The 16291-nt window shown below is 31.4% G+C and carries 15 protein-coding genes; 3 read left to right on the forward strand and 12 right to left on the reverse strand.

What is annotated here, in order from left to right; translation table 11 throughout:
- Positions 1 to 217: 217 nt before the first annotated feature.
- From QZ286_RS02730 to QZ286_RS02785, 12 genes are all read right to left on the reverse strand, one after another.
- Entirely contained in the window at positions 218 to 1333 is a 1116-nt protein-coding gene (locus QZ286_RS02730) for a M20 family metallopeptidase (RefSeq protein WP_291255449.1), read from the reverse strand.
- Between the two features lie 18 nt (positions 1334 to 1351).
- On the reverse strand, positions 1352 to 2707 hold the full coding sequence (gene dcuC, locus QZ286_RS02735) for a C4-dicarboxylate transporter DcuC (RefSeq protein WP_291255450.1): 1356 nt from the start codon (positions 2705 to 2707) through the stop codon (positions 1352 to 1354).
- 57 nt (positions 2708 to 2764) lie between these two features.
- On the reverse strand, positions 2765 to 4369 hold the full coding sequence (locus QZ286_RS02740) for an FAD-binding protein (RefSeq protein WP_291255451.1): 1605 nt from the start codon (positions 4367 to 4369) through the stop codon (positions 2765 to 2767).
- Positions 4370 to 4393: 24 nt separating this feature from the next.
- The gene (locus QZ286_RS02745; RefSeq protein WP_291255452.1) at positions 4394 to 5074 is read right to left on the reverse strand and encodes a 4Fe-4S dicluster domain-containing protein; all 681 of its coding nucleotides are present in this window, start codon (positions 5072 to 5074) and stop codon (positions 4394 to 4396) included.
- A gap of 22 nt (positions 5075 to 5096) precedes the next feature.
- Complete coding sequence (locus QZ286_RS02750; RefSeq protein ID WP_291255453.1) at positions 5097 to 5954, reverse strand: FAD/NAD(P)-binding protein; 858 nt, start codon at positions 5952 to 5954, stop codon at positions 5097 to 5099.
- Position 5955: 1 nt separating this feature from the next.
- Positions 5956 to 6981, reverse strand: a complete 1026-nt coding sequence (locus QZ286_RS02755; protein WP_291255454.1) for a 4Fe-4S dicluster domain-containing protein — start codon at positions 6979 to 6981, stop codon at positions 5956 to 5958.
- Positions 6981 to 7856, reverse strand: a complete 876-nt coding sequence (locus tag QZ286_RS02760; RefSeq protein WP_291255455.1) for a 4Fe-4S dicluster domain-containing protein — start codon at positions 7854 to 7856, stop codon at positions 6981 to 6983. Before QZ286_RS02760 ends, QZ286_RS02755 begins: the two co-directional genes overlap by 1 nt.
- Positions 7847 to 8296: a hydrogenase iron-sulfur subunit gene (locus QZ286_RS02765; protein WP_291255456.1), complete on the reverse strand. Its 450-nt coding sequence runs from the start codon at positions 8294 to 8296 to the stop codon at positions 7847 to 7849. The genes QZ286_RS02760 and QZ286_RS02765 overlap by 10 nt, the downstream gene beginning before the upstream one ends.
- A complete protein-coding gene (locus QZ286_RS02770) occupies positions 8284 to 10269 on the reverse strand; it encodes a CoB--CoM heterodisulfide reductase iron-sulfur subunit A family protein (RefSeq protein WP_291255457.1) in 1986 nt (661 codons plus the stop codon). Before QZ286_RS02770 ends, QZ286_RS02765 begins: the two co-directional genes overlap by 13 nt.
- A 48-nt stretch (positions 10270 to 10317) precedes the next feature.
- Positions 10318 to 10731, reverse strand: a complete 414-nt coding sequence (locus QZ286_RS02775) for a 4Fe-4S dicluster domain-containing protein (RefSeq protein WP_291255458.1) — start codon at positions 10729 to 10731, stop codon at positions 10318 to 10320.
- A gap of 14 nt (positions 10732 to 10745) precedes the next feature.
- The gene (locus QZ286_RS02780; protein WP_291255459.1) at positions 10746 to 11528 is read right to left on the reverse strand and encodes a CoB--CoM heterodisulfide reductase iron-sulfur subunit B family protein; all 783 of its coding nucleotides are present in this window, start codon (positions 11526 to 11528) and stop codon (positions 10746 to 10748) included.
- Between the two features lie 291 nt (positions 11529 to 11819).
- Positions 11820 to 12503 carry a GntR family transcriptional regulator gene (locus tag QZ286_RS02785; protein WP_291255460.1) on the reverse strand — a complete coding sequence of 228 codons (684 nt, stop codon included), beginning with the start codon at positions 12501 to 12503 and terminating at the stop codon, positions 11820 to 11822.
- A gap of 228 nt (positions 12504 to 12731) precedes the next feature.
- On the opposite strand from QZ286_RS02785, the gene QZ286_RS02790 reads away from it, so the two are divergent.
- Genes QZ286_RS02790 through QZ286_RS02800 form a run of 3 tightly spaced genes read left to right on the forward strand, consistent with a single transcriptional unit; the run spans position 12732 to position 15834 of the window.
- Complete coding sequence (locus tag QZ286_RS02790; protein ID WP_291255461.1) at positions 12732 to 13868, forward strand: M20 family metallopeptidase; 1137 nt, start codon at positions 12732 to 12734, stop codon at positions 13866 to 13868.
- A gap of 45 nt (positions 13869 to 13913) precedes the next feature.
- Positions 13914 to 14618 (forward strand): Fic family protein, encoded by a 705-nt coding sequence (locus QZ286_RS02795; protein ID WP_291255462.1) that lies wholly within the window; start codon positions 13914 to 13916, stop codon positions 14616 to 14618.
- Between the two features lie 19 nt (positions 14619 to 14637).
- The gene (locus QZ286_RS02800) at positions 14638 to 15834 is read left to right on the forward strand and encodes a protein kinase (RefSeq protein WP_291255463.1); all 1197 of its coding nucleotides are present in this window, start codon (positions 14638 to 14640) and stop codon (positions 15832 to 15834) included.
- Positions 15835 to 16291: the final 457 nt, after the last annotated feature.

Below are 16291 nucleotides of genomic sequence, written 5' to 3' on the forward strand. Positions count from 1 at the left end.
CATCATTACCTATAGCAATACCTTTTTTGTTAAACATATTCTCACCTCATTTCTTTCTATTCAAGTATATTATACCATTTTTTATAGGAAAATATAAGTAGATTAATAGAAAGGAGTGTAGTAAAATATATTAAAGAAAAAATTTTAATAATAAAAAGACCTAGGCTCGTTTTTGAACTTAGGTCTTCAATTTTTATTTATAGCTGAGTTAGTACTCTTAAATTATTTTTCTATCAATCATTTTTTGAATAACATTTTTAGCAAGTTCTATTCTCTCTTCAACTGTAGATATATCAAGATACTCATTTCTACTGTGGGCATCTCCACCAACAGGACCTACAGCATCAACAACTCCTACTCCTAATACTCCTAAAAAGTTTCCATCGGAACATCCACCAGCAACTTCCCAGTTATATTCTATTCCCATCTCTTTTTTACTTTCATCAAATAGCTCACGAAGAAGAGCAGATTTAGTATTAAGAACTAATGGAGGTCTATATCCAATCTCTGTAATCTTTACTTTGATTCCAGATACTTTTGGATTATTCTCTAAATTCTTCATAGTTTTTCTTATAGTTTCAAAAAACTCAACTTGATGAGATCTTCCCTCAAATTTTATAGAAGCATAGTCAGGAACGATATTAACTCCAGATCCACCTTCAATTAATCCGACATTTAAAGAGTTTTTAATCTCCCAATTATGTAGTTTAGAGATCTCTTCAACCCAGTGAGCAGCTTCAACTATTGCATTGATTCCCTCCTGTGGATAGTTACCAGCATGAGAGGATTTACCAAAGAATTCCACTTGGTATTTAACAAGACCTTTTCTTTCGATAACAGCATTTCCATTCTTACGAGCAGGTTCAAATACCATAGCATATTTAGCCTTTGCTCCAATTTCTTCTATAACTGGTCTTGAGTGAATTGAGCTAATCTCTTCATCAGTATTCATAACAAGAGCTATTGTTATATCTTCATCTTTAAAGGCTTTAGCAACTTCAACCATTGATAGTACACCAGACTTCATATCATATACACCTGCACCAGTAGCTATATCTCCCTCTAGTTTATATGACCAAGCTGGAACAGTACCTTTTGGAAAAACAGTATCATTGTGACCTAAAAACATTAGATCTATATCCTCAGAATCTCTATTTTTAGCAACTAATACAGGATTTTTTCCATCATTTTGAGGATAGATTTTAACTATCCAATCTTTTTCTAACTCTTTTTTAAATATCTCAGTAACTTCCTGTACACCCTCAGCAACGTTGCTTCCACAATCAATATTTACCAATCTTTCCAAATCTTTTAAAAATTTTTGCATATCCATAGATTTTCCCCCTTAATATTATCCGAAAAATATCATATTTGAAAGTAAGACAGTTATTAATCCACCTAACATAGGAATAGCAGTCCTTTTTACGACATCAAATGGAGAAACACCAGAAATTCCAGCTACAGCAACAATTACTGCTGTAATTGGAGATACACTTCTAGCTATTCCAGCTGATAATTGCATAGGCATAAGCATAATAATTGGATTTAAACCAACAGAGTTAGCTACAGCTGGAGCAAGAGCAGCAAAGGCAAAGAATGGAGCATTTCCAGAACCCATTAAGATAGATGAGACAACTATTATAGCTGTCATAACTAATATCATTGGTTGTGCTCCCAATCCAGCTGATTTAGTAGATTCTATAAGGGCATTGATAACTCCTATTTTAGTCAATCCTAAGGCAAAGAATTCTCCTGCTACAATAAGAGTAATTACATTTGCAAATTGATTTCCCATTGAAGTAAAAATAATTTTAAGTTCAGCAAGTGTAGATTTAAAAGCTCTTCTTCTAATACCCTCAATTATCATACTCAAAGTTATACTCATAAACATAGCTTCTATAACACCTATTTTAATAGTACTTCCAGTTAGTGGACTGAATGTAAGTATTATCAAAAGTGGAATTATAGGAAGAAGTGCATAGAATTTAGGGACCACTTTTTCACTCTCTTGATTTTCAACTTTTGCATCATCTTTTGATATCCCTAAATTACTATCCATTTTTTTATTTACAAGATAGTGTAAAACTGTAATAACAACTATTGTTATTAGTGCAACAGGTATCTGATAGTTAGCAAAATAAAGAGCTGCATCCATTTCGGCAGTTTTTGAAGCAAGGACAGCATTTCCAGAAGCAGGTCCTAGATCTAAACAAGCAGCAGTCCCTATAACTGCAGTGGCTGATAGTGGAGATACCCCTAATGATACAAGGATAGGATATACAGTTACCATCAATAATACACCTAATCCTGAAGCACTTGGGATAAAGACATTTAATATCTGTCCAACTATGTATGATAGGGCTAAAACTATGTATGGTGAGTTCAATTTTTGTAAAGGCTTAATAGAAACTTTTACTAGAGCATTACTAGCTCCAATATGATCCATATACTTAGCAAAAGCTGATACAATCATTATAGCTAAACCAAGGCTACCAGAAGTTTTTATAAAGTTTTTACTCAATTGAGCAAAAATATCTAAATATAGGGATCCAGTAGCACTTTTAGCCATCACAGGGGTATCATTCAAGATTATACCCCCAAGAAGTAGAGCTGCTCCACCTAAGATTAAAACTCCTTGAGCATGGTATTTTTTAACAATTAAATATCCTACAATTAAAATAATTAAAATTGCCACAATAAAATTCATTCTATTCCCCCTTAGATAATATAGTTATAGTTAATTTAAAAATTTATGGTATTAAAATTATTTATCTGCTCCGTGTCTATAACGAGGTAGTAAAAGTGGAGAAACTCTGTCAGTTTCGATACCATTTTTTATTAACTCTCTGTGATAGTCAGCCACATGTCCAAGAGTTAAATCTTTTATTACCACACTCTTACTTCTTTTTCCAGCATTTTTACCAGCTCTACGACCAAATACTATTATATCTAATAGAGAGTTACCCATTAATCTATTTCTACCATGTATACCACCAGCACACTCTCCAGCAACATACAGATTTTCTATTTTTGTCTCTCCAAACTCATTGATTAAAAGTCCTCCATTTTGATAGTGAAGAGTTGGATAGATTAAGATAGGCTCTTTAGTCATATCTATACCAAACTTTTTGAACATTCTATACATTGCAGGAAGTCTTTTTTCCAATGTTCCCTCTCCATGTATTATATCAATCAATGGAGTATCAAGCCAGACTCCAACTTCACCAGTAGGAGTATTGATTCCTTTTTTATTTACTTTACATTCATTTATTATAGCTGAAGCTTCAATATCTCTTGTTTCAAGATGATATACAAACTGTTCTCCATCAATATTTAGTGGAGTAGCTCCTAGACCTCTTACTTTTTCAGTAACAAGAGCTCCAAATATTTGTGAAGGGAAGGCAACACCTGTAGGGTGATATTGTATTGTGTCAGCAAAAGCAAGTTCAGCTCCAACTCTATATCCTAATACAAGACCATCTGCAGTAGCTCCATAGTGATTTGATGTAGGAAAACCTTGATAATGCAATCTTCCAGCTCCACCTGTTGTAAGTATAACAGTTTTAGCTTTTACTACTGAGTACTCCTCTGTTTCTAAATTGAATAAAATAGCACCTGCTACCTTTCCATCTAAATCCTTAATAAGCTCAACTACTGGAGAAAATTCAACAACTTCTACTCCTAAGTTTCTAACTTCATCTCTAAGGACACGCATTATTTCAGCTCCACTATAGTCAGCAGCTGCATGCATTCTCTTTCTTGAAGTACCACCACCATGGTTAGTAAGCATAGTTCCATCTTCCTCTTTATCAAACATCACTCCAAAATCATTTAACCATTTAATTGCTTCAGGTGCATCTTGAACAAGTGCCTTAACTAGTTCTGGAACATTTGTAAAGTGTCCTCCACCCATTACATCAAGGTAATGTTTTGCTGGAGAGTCATCTGCTTTATCAGCAGCTTGTATTCCACCTTCTGCCATCATTGTATTGGCATCACCAAAACGAAGTTTAGTAGCTATCATTACTTTTGCCCCTGTTTTAACTGCTTCTATTGCAGCAGAAGCACCAGCTCCACCAGCTCCAACAATCAGGACATCAACATCATGATCAATTTTTTCAAGGTTGATCTTGTCCATCTCAATTCTACTTTTAGCTTCTATTAAATTTGCCAATTCCAAAGGGACTTTTTCACCTTTATTCACTCCTAAATTTATTGTTCTAAAGCCACTTTCAATATAGTCTGGATGATTTTTCTTTAATATTTCTAGTTTTGCTTCAGGAGATAATCTAGGAAAATCATGTCCAAGTCTTTTTGAACGAGTTGCTTCAACTTTCTTTATAAGTTCTCTCATTTCTGCTGTATACATCAACAAACCTCCAATTTATACATTTTATTTAGCTAGATCTCTATGATTATATAAGTCTTTAAGTTCATCAATACTTTTACTCATTAACTCATCAAGTTCTGCAGCCATTCTTCCCTCTTCAATCTCTTGAACTCTTACATCTAAATGTTCACTTTTGGGAGCGATATATTTTCCTGTAATACGACGAGCTAATAGACCTACATTAAAATGAGTAATTCCAGCAGGGCATCTTGTAGCACAGATACCACAACCTACACAATCAAAAGATTCTTCAGCACATTTTTCAAACTCTCCTCTTTGGGCATAAGCAATATACTGCATTACATTTAATCCTTGTGAACACCCTTTAGTACACGAGTTACAACCTATACACTTATATAGTTCTGGATACATCTCTCCCATTGTCTCAGCTGTAGGTTCAATTTTTTCCATATCATACACTGCTTTCTTTCCAGGGAAAAATGGTATTTGAGTAAGATACATTCCATCTTCAACTTTACTTTGACAAGCAAGGACTACTTTTAATTCATTATCTCCCTTTGTTCTATATACAGTAGCACAAGCTCCACAGAAACCTGATCTACATCCACAACCTCTTATAAGTTGGTATCCAGCATATTCCATTGCATCCATTATTGTAAGTGTTGAAGGAACAGAATATTTTTTTCCTAATATAAATACATCAACCATTTGTTTTTCAGTCATTTCTCTCTCCTTACTATTTTAATTAATATTCGTTTGGAAGCTCTTGAATCTCATCACATCTAAATACTGGTCCATCTTTACAAACATATTTATCACCAATATTACAACGTCCGCACTTCCCTACTCCACACTTCATTTTTAATTCAAGTGTTGTGAATACCTGCTCCTTTTTAAAACCAATCTCCTCTAAACCTTGTAATACAAATTTGATCATAATAGGAGGACCACATACTAAAGCCACTTTATTATTATCCAATCCCAGCTCTTTCACATAGTTTGGAACAAACCCAACATGTCCATTCCAACCTTCAAACTCTCTATCTACAGTGAGATGAACCTTTGTATCTTTTTGAGCTGGCCATACATTGAAGATATCATTTTGATGTACTAAATCATCAGGAGTACGAGAACCATATACTATATCAACTTTCCCATAGTTTTCACGATTATCCATCACATAATTAATCACAGAACGAAGTGGAGCAAGTCCTATACCTCCAGCTATAAAAAGAAGATCCTTTCCCTTTAAAGCAGACTCTTCCACGGGGAAATTATTTCCATAAGGACCTCTTATACCTATCTCTGATCCCTCTTCAAGTTGGTGAATATAATCAGTTACTATTCCACATTTTTTTATACTGCACTCTATATACTCTTTTACTGTAGGAGAGGAAGTTATAGAAAATATAGCTTCACCAATAGGTGGAACTGAGATCATAGCACACTGTCCAGGCATAAAATCAAAGGGTTTTCCTCCTTCTAGACTCTCTATTCTGAATGTTGTAACATCAGGAGTATCTTTTCTAATATTAGTTATAACTGCCACTTTGGGCATTAAAGGATCATTATCATGATCATGGCAACCACAATTACAGCTCATCTTATTCCTCCCCCAATCTCTTAATTACTCTTACTATGTTTAATCCTACAGGACATTTTTCTATACATCTTCCACACCCTACACAAGAGTATAATCCATCATGATTTTTAGGATAATACACTAGTTTATGCATAAATCTTTGTCTTACTCTTTGAAGTTGAGAAGTTCTTGGATTTCCATGAGCCATACGTGTGAAATCTGAAATCATACAAGAGTCCCAACATCTATATCTCTCACCACTATTTCCACCATCATAATCTTTTACATCATAACAGTGACAAGTAGGACAGACAAAAGTACATGATCCACAAGCTAAACATTTTTTACTTAATTCTTCCCAAAAATCTTCCATTTCAAAAATATCTTGTTGTGTCTTTGTTATTTTTTTAGGATCTAACTTTCTTAGTGAAAGATTTTCCAATTTGATTTTTATCTCTCTTTTTAACTCTTCAATTTCTGAACTCTCCCCATCTTCTAAAAGGGTAACTACAGAGTTTAATAGTTTTTCTCCTTTTTCACTTTTAGCATCTAAATAGAGGTAATCCCCTTTCTCCCAAGTAGCAATATCCGCAAGTGGAGAGGCTTCAGATGCATCTATTCCAAAAGCTGAACAAAAGCAAGTCTCTTCAGGATTGTTACAAGCCAAAGTAACTATTATTCCTCTATCCCTGTGAGCTTTATAGTAAGTGTCTACTGGTTGTCTTAAAAAGATATTGTCCATAACTTTAAAACTTGCTGCATCGCAATTTCTTACTCCAAATAAGACATACTCTCTATCTTCTACAGCTACTGGTGTGAGTTCAAGCTTTTTCTTATTAAGTTTAAATTTTAGATAAGTTTCAGTTTGTGGAAAGACAAACTCTTTAATAGACGAATTTGTTTTTAAAATATCTAACCTTATATTTTTATCTGTTTCATACGCTCCAAAATTAATTAAAGTTCCTTGTTCCATTGGAAGAAATAAATCAAAGTTGTTACTGATACTTTCCCATAGCTCTGGTAAATTGCTCTTTAAAATTCTTTTCATTATTTCCCTCCTTTTTTTATTGCAAAATTATCTTTATCCTCTAAAGTATAAGATACTAGTGGTGAAGGTGTAGTTGAATCCATTCCTGCTTCCCATTCACCATAAGTTTCATTTAGATCTTTTATTATCTTTCTATTGAGAAGATCTAGCCTTATATGAGCTGGACACACTCTTGCACATTCACCACAATCTACACAGTTTCCTGCAACGTGATAAGCTCTTGTTAAATGGAAAAATCCATTTTCAGTTTCTAAGTTAGCTTTTCCCAATACATTTATATCATCATTATCAAATACACACTTTACACAGCTACATGCTGGACAGATATTACGACAAGCATTACATCTTATACATCTTGAAAATTCATTTGACCAAAACTCATATCTCTCATCAGCACTCATATTTTCAAGGATTTTAACCTCTCTAAATCTCTCCGCTGGATCACCAGAAGAGACTATTTCATCTCCTATTAGTTCATCATAAACTACGGGATTAGGATGAAGACAATTCTCACATTTACTATATTTCTTATTTTTAGAATCTAACATTCCAGAGCAAGGTAGACCCCAAACATATATTTTATCTCTCTCAATTCTGTTGTCTCTTAATAGTTGATTAAATCCTAAAGAGTCACACCCTTTTAAGAAAATTCCAATCTTTTCATATTTTTTACTCTCTTCAATTAAGTATTTACTTAAATTATTTACACAGTAGTTATCGAACACAAGGGAATCTGTTTTATCAGCTTCAGTTATAAAAACAGGAGTAGATTCAAAAGAAAAGTCACCTTTTTCCCATCCAATAACCATCTGAACTTTATTATTTAAAAGAGCTTCTTTGGCTATTTCTCTAATTTTTTCAGTCATTATTTCCATCTACCATCCTTCAACTTTTTATTTGGTCCAAGTCTATGAACATTTTCTAAAACCTCATTCATAACTGTAGCAAACTTATTTGCTTCAGCTGCTGATATCCAGTCAATTTTGAATCTCTCTTTTTCAATCCCTAGATACTCAAGAAGATTTATAAAGATTGAGAAACGACGTCTTGTGTAGTAGTTTCCTGTTGAATAGTGACAATCTCCAGGATGACAACCAGCTATGACTACTCCATCAGCTCCTTTTTGAAAAGCTCTTATTATAAAATTGGTATTAACTCTACAAGAGCAAGGAACTCTTATAATCTTTACATTTGCAGGATAATTCAATCTGCTAGTTCCTGCAAGATCAGCTCCTGCATAACTACACCAGTTACAGCAGAATGCAACTATTAAAGGTTTAAACTCCTCTTTCTCTATTTTTTCTACAGACGACATATTGCATCTACCTCCGCCATAATTTGTTTATTTGAAAATCCTTTTAGATCAAGTGCTCCTGGACGACAAGATACTGTACAACCTCCACAACCTTGACACAGAGCTTCATTTACAGTAGCTACAAGTTTTCTAACAATTTTTCCATGATCATTTAGATCTGTCATTTTTAATGTAATAGCATCATATGGACACATTTCAGCACACTGACCACAACCACTACAAAGATCAGTATTAACTGATGAAACGCAAGGATTTGTAACTAGTTTATCCTTACTCAAAAGGATAATAGCTTTAGCAGCAGCAGCACTTGCTTGAGCTACTGTCTCTGGTATATCTTTAGGGCCTTGACAAGCTCCTGCTAAATATATTCCCGCTGAAGCTGTTTCTACTGGTTTTAATTTAGGGTGAGCTTCAGTAAAGAAATTATTTGTATCTCCACTTATATTTAATTTTCTTTTTAAAGCAACAGCATCATCTTTAGCTTTAGTTGCAGCTGCTAATACAACCATATCAGCATCTATTATCACAGTTTGACCTGTGAGAGCATCTACACCATTTACCATGAGTTTATCCCCTTGAGGAAATACTTTTCCTACCATACCTTTGATATATTGTACTCCATACTCCTCAACTGCTCTTCTTTGAAATTCATCAAAGTTTTTACCAGGTGTTCTTACATCTATATAGAAAACATATGCCTCTATATCAGGATATTTATCTCTTAATAACATTGCATGTTTAGCAGTATACATACAACATATTTTAGAGCAGTATGATTTTCCTCTTTCACTAGTATCTCTTGAACCAACGCATTGTACAAAGACAACTTTTTTAGGCTTAGTGTGATCTGAAAGCTTTAGAAGTTTACCATGAGTAGGTCCAGCTGCATTTGTTAATCTCTCAAACTCCAATGAAGTAATTACATTTGGATGACTGTAGTTATACTCTCCAAACTTAGAAAGATCTATTAGATCATAACCAGTTGCCACAACTATAGCCCCGTATTTTTGCTCTATTATCTCATCTTTTTGAGTAAAATCTATAGCTTTAGCTGTACAAAGTTTTTCACAGATACCACATTTACCAGTTTTCATCTTTATACATTGAGTTGTATCAATAACTGGAACATTTGGTACTGCTTGAGCAAAAGCTTTATAGATTGCTCCTCTATTAGTAAGATTTTCTTCAAATTCATTTGTAGCTTTTCTAGAAGGGCATTTCTCTACACAGATACCACAACCTGTACACTTATCCATATCTACATATCTAGCTTTCTTTTTAATAGAAACTGTAAAATTTCCTACATATCCATTTACAGCTTCAATTTCACTATATGTGTGTAGAGTGATATTTGGATGCATTGAAGCATCAACCATTTTTGGTGTTAATATACAAGCAGAGCAGTCTAATGTAGGGAAAGTTTTATCTAATTGAGCCATCTTTCCACCGATACTTGGTTGTTTTTCAACAATATCAACTTTATAACCTGCATCAGCAATATCTAAAGCTGTCTGTATTCCAGCAATACCTCCACCAATTACTAAGGCTCTTTTCTCTACTTGACTCTCTCCAGCTGTAAGCGGTGCATTTAATAGTGCCTTAGCAACTGCAGCCTTAACAAGAGATATAGCTTTTTCTGTACCCTCTTCTTTATTTTTGTGAACCCATGAACAGTGTTCTCTAATATTTGCTATCTCTACAAGATATGGATTTAATCCAGCTTTTTCAGCTGCATTACGAAATGTTGTTTCATGCATTCTTGGTGAACATGAAGCAACTACTACTCTAGTTAAATTGTGTTCTTTGATAGCATCTTTTAACATTGTTTGACCAATCTCAGAGCACATATATTGATAATTCATTGAATATACAACGCCTGGTATATCTTTAGCAACTTCTGCAACTTTTTCAACATCTACTGTTCCTGCTATGTTATTACCACACCAGCATACAAAAACTCCAACTCTTTGCAATATTTTTCCTCCTCATATAAAGTAATTAATTTACTAATTTAAACAACTTTATTTACTATATTTACGAAATGCACTCATAAAAGCTTGTTGAGGTATTTTCTTATCTGTCATCAATTTTGGTATATCCTCAACTTTTAATCTATTCTCATCTTTTTTTCTTATAATAGTTAACCTCACTGCTTCCATTAATTTGCATAGATCAACATTTCTTGGACAACGAGAAGCACAGTTAAAACATGAAGCACAAGTCCAAATAGTTTTACTCTCCTTTACTGACTCTAAATCTCCCATTTGAAGATACCTAATGATTTGGTGTGGAAGAATATCCATTCCATCAGTAGCTGGACAGCCAGCACTACATTTTCCACACTGCATACAATTAGCTATTTTTTCCCTGCTGATCTCCTCAATTAAAAGGATCTCTTTTTTATTTTTATTGAAAACCTTTTTCTCTCTTTCCACTCTTCCTCCCTAAATTAACCAATAATCTCTTCTATTCCAAGAGCTTCTGCTAAGATCTCAGTAAAATATTTTATTGGTAACTCATTTTTAAGTTCAAGATTATATTTGCATAATGGACAAGCTGTGACAAGTTCCATAGCATTATTTTCAATAGCTGATGCTATGATATTATTGCTCATCTTTTCAGTAAGCTCTTTATTATTGACAGCAAGATAAGCACCACAACACTCATTTCTATATGGATAAACTACTGGTGTTCCACCAAGAGCTTCTATGAATTCCTCAATAATAGTTGGATTTTCAGGGTCATCTACCTGCATCTGTTTATGAGGTTTTAATAACATACAACCATAGTATGCTCCTATTTTACGATTTAATGGATTAACAACTTTTTCTTTAAGTTTATCAAATCCAAACTCATTTTTTAACATCTCTAAATAGTGAATAACTTCTCCCTCTCCACTATATGTATTTTTTAGTTCAAGGTAATTGTTGGCCTTTTTTCTAAAATTTTCATCTATTTTAAGATCTTCATTTGTTCTTTTTAATACATGATGACAAGCAGTACAAATTGTTACTAACTTTCTTTTTTCAGTATGAGCATCTACCAAACTTCTAACTGCAGAAAGTCTTGTAGCGATCTCATTACTTGCTAATGGATAGACAGCTCCACAACATTGCCACTCTTTCTGTTCAATTAAATCAATTCCTAAAACCTTTGCTGAATCTAGTCCATATTTTTCAAGCTTTTGAGCTTTGGTTTTTAATGTACAACCAGGATAATAGCTAAACTTCATTATTCACTCTCCTTAAATTGATGATGATTTTATCTGTTTGATTTATTTTTGACTTTAAAGTTTAAAATACGAACCTAATATATTAATATATCAATATAATATATTAATATGTGTTTTATGTCAATGATTTTTTCCTTTATAATTTGTTAAAGTTATAAAATTAATATATTTTAGTTCAACTTTTAAACTAAATTATTAACATAAAGTCGATAAATTAAATATTGAATAAAAAAATGTATCGTGAATTTAAACACGATACATTTAAGTGATAAATATTAATATTTTGTTAAATTATTGTTTAAAATACTCAGGGTATTCCTCAATAAGTAGAGGGAGCTTTTTTTTCAATCTAATGAAGTGTTGATCTAAGGCTTCTTGAGCCAGTTCAGGTCTTCTATTTTTTATTATTTCATATATTTGTTCATGACTTTTCAAAATATAATCATCTTTAATTTTGTTAGAAGAGTTTAGTTTTCTAACTCTAAGATAGTCATAAAACTCTTTAGAAGTTATTTTATAAAGCTCAGTAAAACCCACTCCTGTAAATATAATTCTATGAAAATCAATATCTAATCTGTGATATTCTTCAGCATTTTTAGTTGTGTGATAAATAAACTTTTGCTTTTCTATATTTTCCTTTAATTTATCTAAATACTCTTGCGGAAAGTTACTACAAGCTAATTGTATCATTTTAACTTCAACACAAATTCTTAAAATTTGTCCAATTTCAAATTTATCTTTATCTATCTTCTTTACAAAAGTACCACTCTGAGGGAGTGTTTTTATTAGACCATCATGCTTTAATAGAAGAAGAGCCTCCCTTATAGGAGTACGACTAACATTAAAGATTGCTGAAAGTTCTTGCTCTTTAATCTCCGCACCTGGTAATAAGTTTAATTCTAAAATATTCCTTTTTAAATTCTTATAAACAAAGTCAGCATTTGTTTTTCCTACTATATTTTCATATATTTTCATATTTTTTCCTTCCTATAGTTCTTATGTTAATAAAATCTATGCACCCTAATATGATTATAACATAAAAAAAATTTTTTTAAATAAAAATTTAAAAAATATTTTTCAGTATAATGTTTGTTTTTTTTATTTCTTGTCTATATATTGACATCAGAGTTATAAAAATATATAATCAAGTTGTATATAAAATAAATATTTAACAAATTTTAGTAATTTAAAAGGAGAGATTTTATGGAAAAATTTTTTTATGAAACTAGATCAAAATTACATCAAATGCCTGAAATAGCTTTGAGTGAGTACAACACGGCTACATTTATAAGAGAGTTTTTAAAAGATTTAAAAATAGATTATGAAGAGATAGGAACAAGTACTCTTGCTATTTTTAGAGGAGAAGAGGATATTTGGTTAGGATTTAGAGCTGATATTGATGCACTTCCTTTACAAGAGGAGGGAGAAAAGGAGTATAAATCGAAAATTGATGGAATGATGCATGCTTGTGGACATGATGGACATACTACTAATCTTCTATATTTTGCTAAATGGATAAAGGAACAGATTGATAATGGGATTAAATTAAAAAAATCAATTATGCTCATATTCCAAGCTGGAGAAGAGGGAAGAGGAGGAGCTAGATTTATTGCTCAATCTGATAATTTTAGGAGTAGAAAATTTGAAGGTATTTTCGGTATGCATGTAATGCCACAACTTGAAGAAGGAAAAATAGCAATAGCTAGAGGTGCTTTAAGTTTTCAGAATATAAATTTAGATATTGAAATAGTGGGAAAAGGTTGCCATGGTGCTCAACCTCATCAAGGGATTGATTCTATATTAGTTGGAGCCAAGCTTGTAGAGGCTTATCAATCAATTGTTTCAAGAAATATTGATCCAAATAAAACTGTAGTTGTCACAATTGGTAGCTTTAAAGCTGGTGAGGTTAGAAATATAATTCCTGATAAAGTTAATATTTTAGGAACTATAAGACTTATTGATACATCTCTTATTGAATTTTTAAGAGAGAGAGTAACAAGTATAAATGAAGGATTGGAAAGAGCTTTTGGAGTTAAGATAAATATGAATTTTATGCCATTTTATCCACCAGTTATTAACTCTGATGAGCTTTATGATATTGTTGAAAAAGTACTTCCTGAAGAACAAATAGTAAGAGATGTTAGATTGACTGGTTCTGAAGATTTTTCATTTTATTTACAAGAGGGGAATAGGGGATTTATGTTCCTGTTAGGAATTAGAAATGAGGAGAGAGGATTTATATATCCACTACACAGTCCTAAATTTGATTTTGATCCAAAAGTATTAAAATATAGTTTTGAAGCTTTTAAGGGAATATTGAAAGAGATGAAAGTTATATAGTAGAAAAATTATTAGTTTAATTTTTATGTATGAAAGGTAGCTAATATGGATATTAAAGAAAAAATGACAGATGAGTATACAAAAGATCTATTAATTAGAATGGTACATCATTCTACAGCTATAGAAGGTAATCCACTTAATTTGTCTGAAGTGATGTCAATTTTAATTAATAATTATATTCCTAGAGAAATGTTAATAAAATATTATGATGAAATCAAAAATTATAGAATGGTTTTTCCAATTTTATTAAATTCTAATGGGCAGAAACTTACTATAGAATTAATAAAAGAATATAATAAAATAATAATGACAAATTTAACAAGTGATGCAGGCCAATATAAAAAAATAGAAAATACAATAATTGGAGCTGAATTTGAACCTATAAAACCATGTCAAGTATCTTATGCAATGCAAGATTGGTGTGATAATGGTAATTTGAGATTAAAAAACGCTAAAGCAGATGAGGAAAAAGTAGAAATTATTTTAGATCAACATATAATATTTGAAAGGATACATCCTTTTGGAGATGGAAATGGAAGAACAGGAAGATTATTAATAGTAGATTCTTGTTTAAGAGAGGGATTAGTTCCTATTATTATTCCAAAATCTGAAAAAAGTAAATATATAAATTTTTTAGCAAAGGAAGATGTAAAGAATTTTACTAAATGGGCTTTAGAAATTCAGAAAAAAGAAATAGAGAGAATGAAACTCTTTCAAAATAATAAAATATTATCTATAAAAAATACTTGAAAAGTTTAGAGGTGATATTGTGAAATTCCAAAAAAGTAAAAAACAGTATATTTTAAAAAATAAAGATACTTCTATTCTTACTTTTGATTATGAAAAAATAGTAAAAATTCTATCTGATGTTGAAATTCCAAGTTATAGAATAAGACATATTAAAATTTTAGAACCTACTTTATTGCCAGCTGGTTATCCGAATACTATAGACTCGAATAAATTAAAAAAATGGATAGAGCATAGAGGTATTCCTAAAAATAGAAGATATAGAGAGCATATTTTAAAATTGAATCCAATACTTCCTGAAGAACAATTTAATAATAATTTTATGAGCTATATAGATATTTCTTACGGATTATCTTTAAATGATTCCTATTGGATTATTCCTGATGATGGGAATGAATATAAATGGGAAAATTATAATCTATATAAAAATAAATTCAGTGAAGTTAGATCTCTTATTGCTTTAGGAATCTTAGATTCAGTAGATTTAGATAAAATTAGACTTTCTCCTGAATATACAACTCATGGAATGTTAGCTAAATGTTGGACTCTTATTAACAATGAAATAGTTTTATTAAAAAGATCATCTAATCATTATGATAGAGAAGCCTTTGCTGAATATTATATGACTCAAATAGCAGAAATTATGGGGTTTGATCATGTAAAATATGATGTTATAAATTACCATAAAAATATAGTCTCTCTTTGTCCTATATTTACAACAGAAGATGTTGGATTTATTCCTATTCATTATTGTATGGATCCAAAAGACACTATTAAAGAAGAAGCAAAATTATTAGAAAGTATTGTAAAAATATATGGAAAAGAAAAGTTAGAAGATTTAATGATTTTTGATTCGTTAATTTATAATACAGATAGACACTTAGGAAATTTTGGAATGTTAGTAGATAACAATACAAGAGAACTATTGGGTCCAGCACCTATATTTGATAATGGAAATTCTATTCTGTCTTTTTTAGATGATGAAACTTCATTAGAAGGTATTTCTAGTTATCATATCTCTAGATTTAACTTAAGTTTTGATTTATTAACAGCATCTTTTGTACAGGAAAGACATAGAGAAGGGTTAGAAAAATTAAAAAATTTTAAATTTAAAAGACATAAAGAATACAATCTTTCAGAAAATTTATTGGAAAAGGGAGAAAAATTTATATCTGAAAGAGCCAAAATAGCTTTAAATAAATTAGAAAAAAAGCTTTAAAAATATATAGAGAAAAATTATAAAAAAACAGAAAAATTCTAGAAGATTAAGAAAGTCTTGATTTATCAAGGATAAAATGATATAATTAGGCTGAGAAAAGGGTAGATGGAGAAAGCCACTGAGTATTAGGTGATACCTACACCTGAACGCTGAATGAAGCACAAACACTGGAAATTGTCCATTTCAAGACTTATATACGCAACATAATAGTTGGGGGGATATGAGGGGCTTGGAAAAGGCTGAAAGGAAGAAAATAAGCCGTACAATAATACTTCTTCAAAGGGAAACAAGCTGTACCAGCAGATTAATAGGTGAAATAAAAAGGGGCTGTTGCAAACTTAATAGCTATATGTTTTAAAATTAGCTAAAGAGATTTTTTAATCTCTTTGGCTTTTTTATTTTTAAAATAAAAAAAGGTATAAAGTACTCGAAATTTTTTCAAATTTCTAATACAATA

Source organism: Fusobacterium sp., from assembly GCF_019012925.1.
GTDB lineage: Bacteria > Fusobacteriota > Fusobacteriia > Fusobacteriales > Fusobacteriaceae > Fusobacterium_A.

Bases quoted from the DNA above. Each gene is read 5' to 3' on its own strand.
- QZ286_RS02730 (WP_291255449.1), bottom strand. From the start codon at position 1,333: ATGGATATGCAAAAATTTTTAAAAGATTTGGAAAGATTGGTAAATATT.
- dcuC (WP_291255450.1), bottom strand. From the start codon at position 2,707: ATGAATTTTATTGTGGCAATTTTAATTATTTTAATTGTAGGATATTTA.
- QZ286_RS02740 (WP_291255451.1), bottom strand. From the start codon at position 4,369: ATGTATACAGCAGAAATGAGAGAACTTATAAAGAAAGTTGAAGCAACT.
- QZ286_RS02745 (WP_291255452.1), bottom strand. From the start codon at position 5,074: ATGACTGAAAAACAAATGGTTGATGTATTTATATTAGGAAAAAAATAT.
- QZ286_RS02750 (WP_291255453.1), bottom strand. From the start codon at position 5,954: ATGAGCTGTAATTGTGGTTGCCATGATCATGATAATGATCCTTTAATG.
- QZ286_RS02755 (WP_291255454.1), bottom strand. From the start codon at position 6,981: ATGAAAAGAATTTTAAAGAGCAATTTACCAGAGCTATGGGAAAGTATC.
- QZ286_RS02760 (WP_291255455.1), bottom strand. From the start codon at position 7,856: ATGGAAATAATGACTGAAAAAATTAGAGAAATAGCCAAAGAAGCTCTT.
- QZ286_RS02765 (WP_291255456.1), bottom strand. From the start codon at position 8,296: ATGTCGTCTGTAGAAAAAATAGAGAAAGAGGAGTTTAAACCTTTAATA.
- QZ286_RS02780 (WP_291255459.1), bottom strand. From the start codon at position 11,528: ATGAAGTTTAGCTATTATCCTGGTTGTACATTAAAAACCAAAGCTCAA.
- QZ286_RS02785 (WP_291255460.1), bottom strand. From the start codon at position 12,503: ATGAAAATATATGAAAATATAGTAGGAAAAACAAATGCTGACTTTGTT.
- QZ286_RS02790 (WP_291255461.1), top strand. From the start codon at position 12,732: ATGGAAAAATTTTTTTATGAAACTAGATCAAAATTACATCAAATGCCT.
- QZ286_RS02795 (WP_291255462.1), top strand. From the start codon at position 13,914: ATGGATATTAAAGAAAAAATGACAGATGAGTATACAAAAGATCTATTA.